A 13,293-nucleotide genomic window follows, 5' to 3' on the forward strand; every position below is an offset into this window, starting at 1 on the left:
AGGAGACCGACGTGGCCCGGCGCCCTCTCCCCCGCATCCTGAGCACCGGCACGGACCGGATCGCCCGGAGCCGGGAACACCTCGCCCGCAGCCGTGAGCTGGCCCGGTCGGCCGCGGACAGCGCCACCGACGTCCTCCATCCGCTGATCACCCTCAGCCGAGGGCTGCGCCGCCTCGCCGGAGCCGGGCGGCGCAAGTGGTCGGACACCCCCAAGGACCGGCGCGGGCCACTGCTGTTCCTGGTGGCCTCCGTCATCCTCGTCGTGGCGCTGATTCCCTACGGTCCGCTGCTCGCCGTCATCTGCCTGATGGCGGCCGCCGCCTGGACCGGCCGCGAGCGCACCGCGCCAGAGCCCACCGGCCCGGACGACACGCAGGCCGAGCGCCTGCGGTCGCTCTACGAGGCGCTCGTGCCGTACTTCTCCGTCCCCGAGGACCCCGACCCGCTGTTCGCGCACGGCGGCGACTGGGAGAAGGCCTTCCCCGCGCACGAATTCGACGACACCGGCCGCGTCGCCCACCTCGTGGTGCGTTATCCCGCGTACTTCACGGACGGCGAGGCGTCGTCCCGCGCGCGGATCGAGCAGCTCCTGCACGCCAAGTCGGGCCGCGGCCGCGAGTACCACTTCGCGTGGGACGAGGAGGGCAACAGCCTCACCGTGGACGTGCTGCCGCCGCTGCCCACGGACATCGCCGCCCAGCGCTTCGTCACGGCACCCGGTGAGACCGTCCTCGGCCTCACCGACCCGACCGCCGTCCAGCGCACCCTGCCCGTCATGGACGGCGACGAGCAGCGCGACGTGCCGCCCGTCGTCTGGCGCACAGGCCCCCGCTCGACCGAGCCGCACCTGCTCGCCGTGGGCCAGCCCGGCAGCGGCGTCACCACCCTGCTGCGCTCGATCGCCCTGCAGGCCCTCCAGCACGGCGACGTCGTCATCGTCGAGGGCAGCGGCACCGGCGACTACGCGTGCCTGACCGGGCGCCACGGCGTCCTCGCCGTCGAGTGCGGGCTCTCCGGGGCGCTCGCCAGCCTGGAGTGGGCCGCCCACGAGACGGAGCGGCGCCTCATCGCCGCCAACCGCGCCCGGCAGGCCGGTCACCCCCCGCCCGACGACACCAAGCGCCCGCTGTGGATCCTCCTCGACCGCCCCAGCACCCTCGGCCACCTCGCGGCGGCCGACGGGCACCGCGATCCACAGACGCTCCTGCAGGTGCCGCTGCGCCACGGCCGCGCGGCGGGCGTCACCGTGGTGGTGGGCGACCAGCTCGACAGCCCAGGCGCCCTGAGCGACGCGGTGCGCCAGCACACCCGCGCGCGCGTGGTGCTCGGCCCCGCCGCCCCCGAGCAGGTGGAGGAGATCCTCGGCGCGGCACCGCACACGACCCCCACGTCCGAGGTCCCCGCGGGCCGCGGCTACGCCCGGCTCGGCACGGGCCCCGTGCACCGGCTCCAGGTCCCGGCGACGCCCGACCCGTACGACGACGCGACGAGCGAGGCGCACCGGCGGGCCGTCATGGAGCTGCTTCCGGAGCGCACGACGCCCGGGGACACGGCGCTCCTGGGCACGCCCGCGGTGGCGGAGGGGTGACGTCCGGCGGGCCGACGCGACACCGCGCGGGCCCGCCCTCACCGCCTTCGCGCATCACCCCGCGCGGTCGCGCGTCACCTCACGCCACGAACGACTGCGGCGCGTGCGCCCCCGTGCCCGCGCCCTTCTCCACCAGTCGCGCCGCCGCCGCGAGCCGTAGCGCCGCCTCGTCCGCGACCGCTCCGCCGACCGTGAACGGCAGCCGTACGTACCCCTCGAAGGCCCCGTCCACACCGAAGCGGGGCCCGGACGGCACCCGGACGCCCACCCGTTCGCCGACCTCGGCGAGCCGGGAGCCGGAGAGGCCGCCGGTGCGCACCCACAGCGTCAGGCCGCCGTGCGGCACCTCGAACTCCCAGTCGGGCAGCTCCCGGCGCACCGCGGCGACCAGGGCGTCGCGGTTCTCCCTGGCCTGGGCCCGGCGCACGTCCACCGCCTGGCGCCAGCCTCCGGTGCTCAGCAGCCAGTTGAGGGCCAGCTGTTCCAGGACGGGTGTGCCGAGGTCGGCGTAGGCGCGCGCGGCGACCAGGCTGCGGATCACGTCGGGCGCGGCCCGCACCCAGCCGATGCGCAGGCCCGCCCAGAAGGCCTTGCTCGCCGAGCCGACGGTGATCACGGTCGCGCCCGCCGGGTCGAAGCCGCAGACGGGCCGCGGCATCTCAAGATCGTCCAGGCCGAGTTCGCTCATCGTCTCGTCGACCACGAGGACGGTGCCCGCGGAGCGCGCCGCGTCCACGAGCGCCCGGCGCTGGTCCTCGTCGGCGAGGGCCCCGGTCGGGTTGTGGAAGTCGGCGACGACGTACGCGAGGCGCGGCGCCGCATCACGCAGCACCTGCCGCCAGCGGTCGAGGTCCCAGCCGCCGAGCCCCTCGGCCATGGCGACGGGCACCAGGCGCGCGCCCGCCTCCCGCATCAGCTGGAGGATGTTGGCGTACGAGGGCGACTCCACGGCGATGCGCTCCCCGCGGCCCGCGAAGAGGTGGCAGATCGCGTCGATCGCCCCCATGGCGCCGGTCGTCACCATGATCTGTTCGGGCATGGTCGGGATGCCGCGCGCGGTGTAGCGCTCGGCGAGCATGGCGCGCAGGGCGGGAAGGCCCGCGGGGTAGTCGCCGTGGGTGTGCGCGTAGGGCGGGAGCTCCTCCAGGGCGCCCTGCACGGCGCGGGTGAGCCAGGGCTCGGGGGCGGGCAGGGCCGCGCAGCCGAGGTCGATCATCGAGCCGAGCGCCTCGGGCGGCAGGGGTTCGAGCCCGCGCGCGGGAAGCGGGTTACCGGCAGGTACGGCGGTCCAGCTGCCCGCTCCCCTGCGGGATTCGAGAAACCCCTCGGTGCGCAGCGCCTCGTAGGCGGCGGCGACGGTGGTGCGGCTCACGGAGAGCGCGACCGCGAGTTCCCGCTCGGCGGGCAGGCGCGCGGCCACCGGGACGCGTCCTTCCAGGACGAGAAGCCGGATGCCGTCGGCGAGGGCACGGTAGGCGGGCGGGCGGCGGGTGCCCGCGCCCGCGGGGCGCGCCTGCTGGGAGGTGAGCAGCCGGGCGAGCTGGGTCGAGCCCACCGCCGATGTCCACTGAGCCATGATCCCAGTCCACCTTCATCGAATTGGCCATGGTTGGCGTCTTCCGTCAAGCCACAGAGTGTCATGGGTCAGGCCACTACCACCACGGGGGGCACATCTTGTCCACGGAGCCGTCAGATCCGTCAGATCCGTCAGAAGATCCGTCAGACTCGCCAGACCGGTCGGATCCGTCAGACCGGTCAGATCCGTCAGGGGCTCTGTCGGCGTCAGGACGGACGCCGGAGCCGGGGCGCCCGGAGCCGTCCGCCGCGCCGCGTCCGGACGACCGCCACCTCACACGCAGGCTCATCCAGCTCTACGCGGGCCTCGTCCTGTACGGAGCGAGCTCGGCGCTGCTGCTGCGCGCCGGTCTCGGCCTGGAGCCGTGGAGCGTGCTGCACCAGGGGCTCGCCGAGCTGACCGGCCTTTCGATCGGCGTCGTGTCGATCTTCGTGGGGGCCGCGGTGCTGCTGCTGTGGATCCCGCTGCGGCAGCGGCCGGGCCTCGGCACGGTGTCGAACGTGTTCGTCGTGGGCCTCGCGACGGACGGCACGCTGGCCCTCGTCCCGGACGCCGAAGGCCTCGCCGTCCAGGTGCCGCTCATGGTGGCGGGCATCGTCCTCAACGGCGTGGCCACCGGCCTGTACATCGCCGCCACGTTCGGCCCGGGGCCGCGGGACGGCCTGATGACCGGCCTGCACCAGCGCACCGGCCGCTCCATCCGCCTGGTGCGCACCCTCGTGGAGATCGCGGTGGTCGTCACGGGCTTCGCCCTGGGCGGCACCCTCGGCGTCGGCACGGTCCTGTACGCCCTGTCCATCGGGCCGCTCGCCCAGTTCTTCCTGCGCCTCTTCGCCGCGCCCGCGCCAGCGACGGGAGGCGTGGTGGCCGCCAGCGGGCCATCGGGGCGGGCGATACTGCAGCGGTGACCACGCGCGTACGCCATCCGTACCTCGACCACCCCGGCCCGATCGCCTTCGCCCACCGCGGCGGGGCGGCCGACGGCCTGGAGAACACCGCGGCCGCGTTCCAGCGCGCCGTCGCCGCGGGCTACCGCTACCTCGAGACGGACGTGCACGCCACCGCGGACGGAACGCTCGTCGCCTTCCACGACGCCACGCTCGACCGGGTCACCGACGCCCGCGGGCGGATCGCGGACCTGCCGTGGAGCGAGGTGCGCCACGCGCGCGTGGCGGGCCGCGAGCCGGTGCCGCTCTTCGAGGAGCTCCTGGAGGCGTTCCCCGAGGCGCGCTGGAACGTGGACGTGAAGGCGGAGCCCGCGCTCCTGCCGCTGCTCGACCTGATCGAGCGGACGGGCGCGTGGGACCGGGTGTGCGTCGGCTCGTTCTCCGAGGCGCGCGTGGCCCGGGCCCAGCGGCTCGCGGGCCCCCGCCTCGCCACCTCGTACGGCACCCGCGGCGTCCTCGCGCTGCGCCTGCGCTCCCTCGGCGTACCGGCACTCCCGCGCGTCTCGGCGGTGTGCGCTCAGGTGCCCGAGGCCCAGTCGGGCGTCAGGGTCGTCGACCGCCGCTTCGTGCGGACCGCCCACGCGCGCGGGCTCCAGGTGCATGTGTGGACGGTCAACGACGCCGCCCGTATGCACGCGCTCCTCGACCTGGGAGTCGACGGGATCATGACGGACGACACCGAGACGCTGCGCGCGGTGCTCAAGGACCGCGGCACCTGGACCTGAACCCGTCCGCACCCGCGCCTGACGCCCGTCCGCACCCGGATCCGGGGCCCGGCCGCGCACGACGCGGAGCAGCGCGATCCGGGCCGGATTTAGCAACTGAAGCCGAAGGCCGGTAGTGTACGCGTTTGGCCTGCCAGGCGTACCGTTACTGCGCGCTGAGCTTTGGGAAGCGCTGGGTGACATCTGCTGCCAGATGTGACAAACCGGGCGTTGGTGGGTACAACAAGGGGCGGCATACGACGGCGACGCTTGACCCGGTACTGACCCGGTACGGGAATCTTTACCGCCGACCGGACGTTGTCCGGATGACGACGACAGCGACACCTGTCCTGTGGGCGACAAGCCCGGGAGGCACGATTCATGAGTGAGCGAGCTCTTCGCGGCACGCGCCTCGTGGTGACCAGCTACGAGACCGACCGCGGCATCGACCTGGCCCCGCGCCAGGCCGTGGAGTACGCATGCCAGAACGGACATCGTTTCGAGATGCCGTTCTCGGTCGAGGCGGAGATCCCGCCGGAGTGGGAGTGCAAGGTCTGCGGGGCCCAGGCACTTCTCGTGGACGGCGACGGACCGGAGGAGAAGAAGGGCAAGCCCGCGCGCACGCACTGGGACATGCTCATGGAGCGCCGCACTCGAGAAGAACTCGAGGAGGTGCTTGAGGAGCGTCTCGCGGTCCTCAGGTCCGGAGCGATGAACATCGCGGTGCACCCGCGTGACAGCCGCAAGTCCGCGTAGGCGCGCGGCGATCTAAGAAGTAACGACGAGGGCCGGCCCGCTGCTTGAGCAGCGGGCCGGCCCTCGTCGTGTCTCCAGCGGTGTTCGTCCAGCGGGCTTCCCCGGCTGACGCGGCGCCCGGCCTCCAGGGTCCCTGAGGGAAGCTCTGGTGGGGCCGGGCGGCGTCGGCTCAGCGCGGCAGCTGGGGGCCCTCAGGCCGGTCGCCCGGATGCGGCGAGGCCGCAGAGCCGTCCTCGCGGATGACCTCGCCCTGGACGACCTTGCCGCCGGGGTGGTGCGTGCGCGCCTGCTGGAAGGCGTCCCCCAGGCCGCCGGGGGCCGTCGCCGCGGCCTGGCGGAGCTTGCGCTCGACGGCGCGCTCCGCGCTGCGGCTGAGGACCTTCTGGAGCGGCGGCACGAGCAGCAGCAGCCCCAGGACGTCCGAGATCAGGCCCGGCAGGATAAGGAGCAGGCCGCCGAGCATCGTCAGGGCGCTGCCGCCGCCCTGGTCGGGCGCGGGCGCCGGGCCGCCCTGCTGCTGCTGGCGCAGCGTCTCGCTCAGGTTCCTGAACGCGCGGCGCCCGGCGCGCTTGATGACGAACGAGCCGAGCACCAGGCCGCCCACGAGGAGCAGGAACACGGTCAGGCCGCTCGATGCGCCCGCCACCACGATGAGGAGCCAGATCTCCAGGACCAGCCACGCGGCGACGCCGAGGGGCAGGAACCTGAGGACGCGCGAGCGCCGGGGCCGGGCAGGGGTCGAGTAGGGAGGCGGTGCGCCAGTCGTCATGCTCCCAGTGTGCCTGGCCGCGCCTCAGACCGGGATAAGAGGGGGATCAAGAGCGGGGGTCGGACGGCTTGCGGCCGAGGACCTTGCCGACGCGCTCCCCCACACCCCAGGCGGTGACCCGCCACAGCGCCTCGGCGACGATGTCGCGGCTCATCTTGCTGTCGCCGTGCTCGCGCTCCACGAACGTGATGGGCACCTCCACCACGTGGTAGCCCGCCTTGACGGCGCGCCGGGCCAGGTCGACCTGGAAGCAGTAGCCCTGGGAGGCGACGTCCGCGAGGCCGAGCCCTTCGAGCGTTTCGCGCCGGAAGGCGCGGTAGCCGCCCGTGACGTCGCGGACCGGCACGTCGAGCAGCAGCCGGGAGTAGGTGCTGCCGCCGCGGGACAGGAACTCGCGGGACTTGGGCCAGTTGACGACCCGCCCGCCGGGCACCCAGCGCGAACCGAGCACCAGGTCCGCGCCCTTGAGCGCGGTGAGCAGGCGCGGCAGTTCCTCGGGCTGGTGGGAGCCGTCCGCGTCCATCTCCACGAGGACGCCGAAGTCGTGCTCCAGGCCCCAGGTGAAGCCCGCGAGGTAGGCGGCGCCGAGGCCTTCCTTGCCCTTGCGGTGCAGCACGTGCACCTGCTCGTCGTCGCCCGCGAGCTCATCGGCGATCTTGCCGGTGCCGTCGGGGCTGTTGTCGTCGGCGACGAGGACGTGCGCCTCGGGCACGGCGGCGCGCACCCGGCCCACGATCGCCTGGATGTTCTCCGCCTCGTTGTAGGTCGGGATGATCACCAAGGCCCGGCCGAGCGGACCGAACTCCCGCCCCGCGCCCGCTGCTTCGCCGATCCCGCCGCCGTTGCTCACTACTGCCCCTTCGTTCGTACGCAGGGGACCACCATAGTGGCCCGGGCCTGGGGCTCTTGCGACGCCACGGGTACCGGGCGCCGCGCGGCACTGGCGGGCGCCCGCGCCCGGTGGCACAGGCGGGGAAACGATCCCTCGGCTCCGGCGGGGAAACGATCCAGCGACGGGCGCCCGGGATCGGCCCTACGCGCGCCCGGGATCAGCCCTACGCGCGCCCGGGACCGGCCCTACGCGCGCTCGGAAGCGCTCCTGCGGGTCGGGGCCCGGTGCCCTTCGGGCCGGCCTGGGGCCCGCTGGCTGCGGGTCGACCGAGAGCCGTTGTCTACTGAGCGTCCGGGCCCCACCCGGGTCGCACCTCCCCCGCGCCGCCAGGGAGCGGGAGGGACGCCCTTGCCCCGGTGATCGCGTCCCGCGCCCTCGCGTCGCGGGCGCTGGACCTGGCTCCCGGTGGTGGTGCGCCGGTGCGGCGCGCCACGCGTGGCCCAGCGGCGTTCGACGACTGCGTGCGGGTTCACCGGTCGGACGTCCTGTGGTGGACGCGGCCGAAACTACCCGCCGACGGCGGCCGTCTGTCAATAGCCGCCTGACCTGCGAACCTTCCGTAGATCAGCAGGTCAGTGGCGAGGGGGACCCGGTCGTGCGACGCGCCGCGTGGCCCCGTTCGGAGCCGCGCGGCGGCAAAGCCGTCACTCGCCCGGCCGTACGAAGACGGGCCGCCCCGCCACCACCGTGCGCAGACAGACGGGCAGGTCGGCGCCGGGGGCGAGGTCGGGCAGGCCGGGGGTGCCCGAGCGCGGGTCGGTGGACCAGCGGGCGACGCGGTCGTCCGGGGCCTGGACGACCAGCTCCCCGGCGCGCCACACGGCGTAGTCGGCGGGGGCGCCCGGCACCAGGACGCCCGCGTCATCGCGGCCGATGGCGCGCCAGCCGCCGCGCGTGTGGGCGGTGAACGCGGCGCGCACGGACACCCGGTGCTCGGCGGTGTGGTGGAAGGCGGCGGCGCGGACGGTGCCCCAGGGGTCCAGCGGGGTCACGGGGCTGTCGGAGCCGAAGGCGAGCGGGACGCCCGCGCGCAGGAGCGCCGCGTACGGGTTGAGGGCGTGGGCGCGCTCGGCGCCCAGGCGCTCGGCGTACATGCCGTCGCCGCCCCACAGCGCGTCGAAGGCGGGCTGCACGGAGGCGGTCAGGCCGAACTCGGCGAACGCGGCGACGGTCTCGGGGGTGAGCATCTCGGCGTGCTCGACGCGGTGGCGCGCGGCCCTGACCCGGGCGAGGCCGACCTTCTCGGCGGCGGCGCGCACGCCGTCCGCCACCGCGCTCAGGGCGGCGTCGCCGATCGCGTGGAAGCCCGCCTGCAGGCCCGCATCGGTGCAGGCGACGACGTGGTCGGCGACGTCGGCGGCGCTCAGGTAGCTGTTGCCGGTGCCCTGGGCGTCGGCGTACGGCTCGTGCAGCCAGGCCGTGTGTGAGCCGAGGGAGCCGTCCACGAAGAGGTCGCCCGCCGCGCCCGCGGCGCCCAGCTCCCGCGCGCGGGCGACGCCGTCCGCGCCCCGCTCGCCCCAGTACCCGACGACGCGCGGCCCTGCCTCCTCGGCGGCGAGCCGCAACAGCCCGGTGAAGTCGTCCTCTCCGGAGATGGTGGGGCCCGCGCACTCGTGCACGGAGCCGATGCCGAGGGACGCGGCGCGGCGCAGCGCGGCGCGCTGGGCCTCGGCGCGCTGGACCGGCGTGAGGGCGCCGTGGGCGGCCTCGCGCACCACGTGGTGGGCGTCGGCGGTCAGCGGCGCGTCGGCGTGGAACCCGGCCGCGTCGGCGACGCCGGGCACCTGGTCGAGGAGCGCGGTGGTGACGACGGCCGAGTGGACGTCGATCCGCGACAGGTACAGCGGGCGGCCGCCCGCGGCCTCGTCCAGCTCCGCGCGCGTGGGCGGCCTGCCGTCGGGCCAGCGTGCGGAGTCCCAGCCGTGCCCGAGCAGCACGCGGTCGTGCGGGCGCGCGGCGGCGTGTTCGCGTACGAGAACGAGTGCGTCGGCGAGAGTCCTGGCCCCCGACAGGTCCAGGCCCGTCAGGGCGACGCCGGTGCTCGTGAGGTGCGTGTGGGAGTCGGTGAACGCCGGGGTGACCAGGGAGCCTTCGAGGTGGACGATGTCGTCGACACCGTCAGCGAAGGCGTCGGCGGCGCCTTCGGAGCCGACCCAGGCGACATGGCCGCGCTCGACGACCATCGCGGTGGCGAAGGGGTCGGCGGGGCTGTGGACCTCTCCGCCGCGGAGCAGGACGGTGCGGTGCCCGTGTCCGCTTTCGGGGGTGATGCGCTCGCTCATGGGGAACAGTCTCGCGCCTGCGCGCGGGCGGCACGCCGCCGGGGTGGCCGCGCCCGCCGAGGGCTCGTGCGGGGGCACCGCGCGCCTCAGACGCGCGGCGGGCGGGCCTCGTACGGCGTGGAGAGGACGACCGTGGTGTGCGTGGAGACCCCGGCGAGCGAGCGCAGCCGCGCCAGCAGGTTCTCCAGTTCGTGCGGGGTGGCGACCCGGACCTTGAGCAGGTAGTTCTCGGCTCCGGCCACGCTGTGGCAGGCCTCGATCTCGGGCACTCCGGCGAGGCGTTCGGCGATGTCGTCGGGGGCGCTGGGGTCGAACGGCTTCACCGCGATGAACGCGGTGAGCGGCAGGCCGACGGCCTCGGGGTCGACGACCGCGGCGTAGCCACGGATCACTCCGCGCTGCTCCAGCCTGCGCACCCGCTGGTGCACGGCCGATGTGGACAGGCCCGTGGCCTTGCCCAGGTCGGTGTAGCTCATCCGCCCGTCCTTGACGAGCAGCTGCACGATCTGTCGGTCCAGCTCCTCCATGGGCCCGAACCTACAGTGCGCTTGATCCTCACCGATACCTGAGGGACACCCGAACGACACCGGTGCGCTCGCCCGGCGCCGCCCGCGCGCGGGCGGGAGCGGCGCGAGCAGGGCGCCCGCGGCCCGGAACCGGGTGCGGGCGGCCGTGGCGGCGGCCATGGCGGTTGGATCAAGTCCGCATTAGTCTTCGCAGGTCCGCATACCTGCGCGGAGCTCCGGAGGCGCCCCGCGCGCGCTGGCATCTCCCGTTGGCATGTGACGAACGCCACAGATCCAGCACGCGCTCCGTCCAGCTGCCGCGATTACCCCCGGGAGCGGACGGGAAGTGCTTGCTGTGGTCGAGGCCGCAGTGCCTTGTCGGCCCACCCGAGGGGGAGATTCCCATGCAGAACCTGAAGCGCCCGGGTCGTACCGCGCGCCGCAAGCAGCAGCTCGTCGAGCTCGAGCCCGCACCGGAGGGTGTCGAACCGGCCGATCTCGAAGACGACGAGCCCGAGGCCTACGACACCCTGGAGATGTACCGCGTGACCTGCCCGGACTGCGGGCAGCCCATCGCGCTCCTGGCGGACGAGGACGTCCTGCCCGAGCACGCGCTGTGCCCCACCCCGTGGAACCCCTTCGGGCTCACGGTCTGCGTGGGCACGGGCCGCGCGGCGGCCGAGGCCGAGGCGACGGACGAGTCCCCCGAGCCCCAGGAGCAGGACACGGCCCTGCTCCTGACGCTCCCTCAGGGGCTCGACTGGCGCACGCAGCCGTTCTCGCACGTGGGCGGCCCCGGCTCGCACCCCATGCGGGTGCCCAGCCAGCGGCGCGCCGCCGCCTGAGGGCTCACCAGTAGCTGCCCTGCACCATCGCCGCCAGGCTGGCGTGGTGCAGGATCAGCGTGTCGGGGTCGTCGGGCACCACGGCTTCCCCGAAGCGCACCTGCCGGTGGGCGACGCGCAGCATGACGATGGCGTGCCGCAGCGCGGCGTACAGCGTGTAGAAGTCCATGTCGCGCGGCCGGTGGCCGGTCAGCTCCGCGTAGCGCTCCTCGATCCGGTCGCGGCGCAGGAAGTCGGGCAGCCCCGGCTGGCCGAGGCCGACCGTCAGGTCCTGGAAGAAGCGGTGCAGATAGACCGTCCAGCCGAGGTCGATCTCACGCGGGCCGAGGCAGGCCATCTCCCAGTCGAGCACGGCGGCGGGTGTGAAGCCGTCGTAGACGATGTTGCCGATGCGGGCGTCGCCCCAGTTGAGCACGGGCTCGCCCGCGTCGGCGGGCCACAGCTCCTCAAGCCGCCCGAAAGCGCTTTCGATGAGCGGGGAGCGGGGCAGCCCCGCGACCACCCACGCATAGTAGGCGCGCTGGGCCTCGACGTGGCGGCGCAGCGGGCTGCCCTCGCCCGGCAGGGCGAGGAAGTCCGCCCGCTCCACGGGGACTTGGCCGTGCAGCCGGGCGAGGACGTGGACCGTGCCGTCCTCGAGGCGGGCGCGCTCGGCGTCGCTCGCCGCGTGCAGCCAGTTGCCCTCGTACGTGTAGGGCATGACGTCGGGCGGCACCCGGCCCTCGACGCGCTCCATCACGAAGAACGGGGCGCCGAGCGGCCCCGGTTCCTCCTCCAGCCACAGCACGCGCGGCACCGGCACGTCGGTGTGCTCGGCGACGAGCCGCAGGGTGCGGTACTGGCGCTCCATGTCGTACACGGGAAAGACCGTGTACGCGGCCGGGTCCGCGGCCAGGCGCAGCACGCAGTGGCGCAGCGGCGGCGCGGGGTGGTCGACGGTGAACAGGAGCGTCTCGCTCGACATGCCGTTGGACTCGGGGACGCTCACGTCGACCGCCCGCGCGCCGGGCAGGCGGGTGCCGAGCCAGCGGGTCAGGCGGCGGGCGAGCTCCTCGGGGTCGCGCGTGCTGGTGCGGGGCCTGGGTGCCGTGGTCATGGCGGCGCTCCTCTCGGGGGGCGGCCCGCGGGCGCCGCTCAGGGCGCGACGGAGCCGAAGCCGGTGAATCCGCTCGGGTCGTGGCGGCCGAACGTGCCGTGCTCGAAGATCCCGTGGCCGACGCGTCCTTCGAGGGTGCAGCGGGCCGCGTGGTCGACGACGCCGTACGCGGCCAGGGGGTGGGCCGCCGGGTCCGCCAGGTCGTAGGAGCGGCGCTCGCACCAGGCGCGGCCGCGCCACGTCCCGTGCTGCCAGTCGTCGGCGGGCGGGTAGCCGGCCCCGACGGCGAGCGGCAGCGAGGTGAGGACCTCCACGCCGAGCTCCAGCGGCTTGCGGCTTGCCGGGTCCGTCAGGTGGATGACGGCGCCCGTGGGCCGCCGGGTGCCGGAGGCGTAGCTGATGTCGGCCTGGGGCCAGCCGAGTTGGCGGTCGGGATGGCCGGGGCGGACGAGGGTCGCGTCGTTGAGGTCGCGGTAGCCGTCGGCGTCCTCCTGGGCGATGACCATCAGGAAGCGGTCGGCGAAGCGGACCGGGCACCAGATCCAGTGGAACCCCTCCGTCGGGAACTCCTCGGCGAGGCGGCCGCCCTCCTCGCCCGGGATGGGCCGCACGCCCCAGCTGCGGTCGCGGGTGGCCGTCCACTCCCCCGCGCTCACCTGGAGTTCCTCTCCCCCGAAGCGGATCGTCCCCTCGCAGTGCCCCGCCTGCACGAACCGGCGTCCTTCGAGGGTGAGGCGGCCGCCGCGGCGCTGGGTGTGGTGCGGCTCCCACAGGGCCGGGAAGTCGGCGTTCCAGGTGAGGTCGCAGGCCAGGGAGCCGGGGTCGTCCGGGTCCGCGGCACAGCTCAGGCGGAGCCTGCGCAGGGGTTCCTCGACGAGGACGCGCAGCGGGCCGACGGAGAGGTTCGTGCGGTCGTCGGCCAGTGCGTCGGACGCGCGTACGGCGTGCAGCGTATCGCCGGTGCGCAGGGTGGCGTAGGCGTCGATGACGCCCGTGTTGGGATAGACCCCGAGCCCGAGGATCAGCAGGGCCGTGCCGCGGTGGTCGAAGACGTGGAAGATGCACCGGTCGTAGGCGTTGCGGTCGCCGGTGGCCACGTACCTCATGGACAGCGGCACTTGGTGGACGGGGTACTCGTCGAGCGGGACGGGGCGGTCCTCCGGCACGGCGCACCTCCCTGGGCGGGGTGGTCTGGGAGCGGGGCAGCCTGCCCCGGGCGGGAGTTGACGGTACGTCAGATACCGTGTCGAGGCCATACGCGGGCCCGCACCCGGCGCGCGGGAAGCGCGGGGCGTGCCGCGCGGGACGGCGGCGCTGGCGCGACGCGCCGC

At 74.6% G+C, this 13,293-nt stretch carries 12 protein-coding genes; 5 read left to right on the forward strand and 7 right to left on the reverse strand.

The window, feature by feature from the left end:
- Nucleotides 1–11 precede the first annotated feature (11 nt).
- Nucleotides 12–1,589 (forward strand): hypothetical protein, encoded by a 1,578-nt coding sequence (locus tag AC07A4_RS23435; protein WP_478601793.1) that lies wholly within the window; start codon nt 12–14, stop codon nt 1,587–1,589.
- A 79-nt stretch (nt 1,590–1,668) separates the two neighbouring features.
- On the opposite strand, the gene AC07A4_RS23440 is transcribed toward AC07A4_RS23435, so the two are convergent.
- The gene (locus AC07A4_RS23440) at nt 1,669–3,165 is read right to left on the reverse strand and encodes an SCO1417 family PLP biosynthesis transcription factor (RefSeq protein WP_478601796.1); all 1,497 of its coding nucleotides are present in this window, start codon (nt 3,163–3,165) and stop codon (nt 1,669–1,671) included.
- A 287-nt stretch (nt 3,166–3,452) separates the two neighbouring features.
- On the opposite strand from AC07A4_RS23440, the gene yczE reads away from it, so the two are divergent.
- From yczE to AC07A4_RS23455, 3 genes are all read left to right on the forward strand, one after another.
- Nucleotides 3,453–4,073: a membrane protein YczE gene (gene yczE / locus AC07A4_RS23445; RefSeq protein ID WP_478602438.1), complete on the forward strand. Its 621-nt coding sequence runs from the start codon at nt 3,453–3,455 to the stop codon at nt 4,071–4,073.
- Complete coding sequence (locus AC07A4_RS23450; protein ID WP_478601799.1) at nt 4,070–4,837, forward strand: glycerophosphodiester phosphodiesterase family protein; 768 nt, start codon at nt 4,070–4,072, stop codon at nt 4,835–4,837. The genes yczE and AC07A4_RS23450 overlap by 4 nt, the downstream gene beginning before the upstream one ends.
- Before the next feature lie 360 nt (nt 4,838–5,197).
- Complete coding sequence (locus tag AC07A4_RS23455; RefSeq protein ID WP_030360404.1) at nt 5,198–5,572, forward strand: RNA polymerase-binding protein RbpA; 375 nt, start codon at nt 5,198–5,200, stop codon at nt 5,570–5,572.
- A 169-nt stretch (nt 5,573–5,741) separates the two neighbouring features.
- Here the strand turns inward: AC07A4_RS23455 and fxsA are convergent, their stop codons facing one another.
- From fxsA to AC07A4_RS23475, 4 genes are all read right to left on the reverse strand, one after another.
- Nucleotides 5,742–6,341 carry an FxsA family membrane protein gene (fxsA, locus tag AC07A4_RS23460; RefSeq protein WP_478601802.1) on the reverse strand — a complete coding sequence of 200 codons (600 nt, stop codon included), beginning with the start codon at nt 6,339–6,341 and terminating at the stop codon, nt 5,742–5,744.
- Nucleotides 6,342–6,387: 46 nt separating this feature from the next.
- On the reverse strand, nt 6,388–7,191 hold the full coding sequence (locus AC07A4_RS23465; RefSeq protein ID WP_478601805.1) for a polyprenol monophosphomannose synthase: 804 nt from the start codon (nt 7,189–7,191) through the stop codon (nt 6,388–6,390).
- Nucleotides 7,192–7,877: 686 nt separating this feature from the next.
- Nucleotides 7,878–9,515 carry an amidohydrolase gene (locus AC07A4_RS23470; RefSeq protein WP_478601808.1) on the reverse strand — a complete coding sequence of 546 codons (1,638 nt, stop codon included), beginning with the start codon at nt 9,513–9,515 and terminating at the stop codon, nt 7,878–7,880.
- A gap of 86 nt (nt 9,516–9,601) precedes the next feature.
- Complete coding sequence (locus tag AC07A4_RS23475) at nt 9,602–10,042, reverse strand: Lrp/AsnC family transcriptional regulator (protein WP_478601811.1); 441 nt, start codon at nt 10,040–10,042, stop codon at nt 9,602–9,604.
- Nucleotides 10,043–10,425: 383 nt separating this feature from the next.
- Between AC07A4_RS23475 and AC07A4_RS23480 the strand changes: the two genes are divergently transcribed.
- The gene (locus AC07A4_RS23480; protein ID WP_478601814.1) at nt 10,426–10,866 is read left to right on the forward strand and encodes a hypothetical protein; all 441 of its coding nucleotides are present in this window, start codon (nt 10,426–10,428) and stop codon (nt 10,864–10,866) included.
- Nucleotides 10,867–10,870: 4 nt separating this feature from the next.
- Here AC07A4_RS23480 and AC07A4_RS23485 read toward each other — a convergent pair whose 3' ends face one another.
- Both AC07A4_RS23485 and AC07A4_RS23490 read right to left on the reverse strand, forming a co-directional pair.
- Nucleotides 10,871–11,962 carry a phosphotransferase family protein gene (locus tag AC07A4_RS23485; RefSeq protein ID WP_478601817.1) on the reverse strand — a complete coding sequence of 364 codons (1,092 nt, stop codon included), beginning with the start codon at nt 11,960–11,962 and terminating at the stop codon, nt 10,871–10,873.
- A 38-nt stretch (nt 11,963–12,000) separates the two neighbouring features.
- Entirely contained in the window at nt 12,001–13,128 is a 1,128-nt protein-coding gene (locus AC07A4_RS23490) for an Rv3169 family protein (protein WP_478601820.1), read from the reverse strand.
- Nucleotides 13,129–13,293: the final 165 nt, after the last annotated feature.

It is taken from the genome of Streptomyces sp. NPDC043996, from assembly GCF_056435225.1.

What these genes read in the sequence shown, in the direction of transcription:
- AC07A4_RS23440 (WP_478601796.1), bottom strand. Translation starts at nt 3,165, where the DNA reads ATGGCTCAGTGGACATCGGCGGTGGGCTCGACCCAGCTCGCCCGGCTG.
- AC07A4_RS23455 (WP_030360404.1), top strand. Translation starts at nt 5,198, where the DNA reads ATGAGTGAGCGAGCTCTTCGCGGCACGCGCCTCGTGGTGACCAGCTAC.
- fxsA (WP_478601802.1), bottom strand. Translation starts at nt 6,341, where the DNA reads ATGACGACTGGCGCACCGCCTCCCTACTCGACCCCTGCCCGGCCCCGG.
- AC07A4_RS23470 (WP_478601808.1), bottom strand. Translation starts at nt 9,515, where the DNA reads ATGAGCGAGCGCATCACCCCCGAAAGCGGACACGGGCACCGCACCGTC.
- AC07A4_RS23475 (WP_478601811.1), bottom strand. Translation starts at nt 10,042, where the DNA reads ATGGAGGAGCTGGACCGACAGATCGTGCAGCTGCTCGTCAAGGACGGG.
- AC07A4_RS23480 (WP_478601814.1), top strand. Translation starts at nt 10,426, where the DNA reads ATGCAGAACCTGAAGCGCCCGGGTCGTACCGCGCGCCGCAAGCAGCAG.
- AC07A4_RS23485 (WP_478601817.1), bottom strand. Translation starts at nt 11,962, where the DNA reads ATGACCACGGCACCCAGGCCCCGCACCAGCACGCGCGACCCCGAGGAG.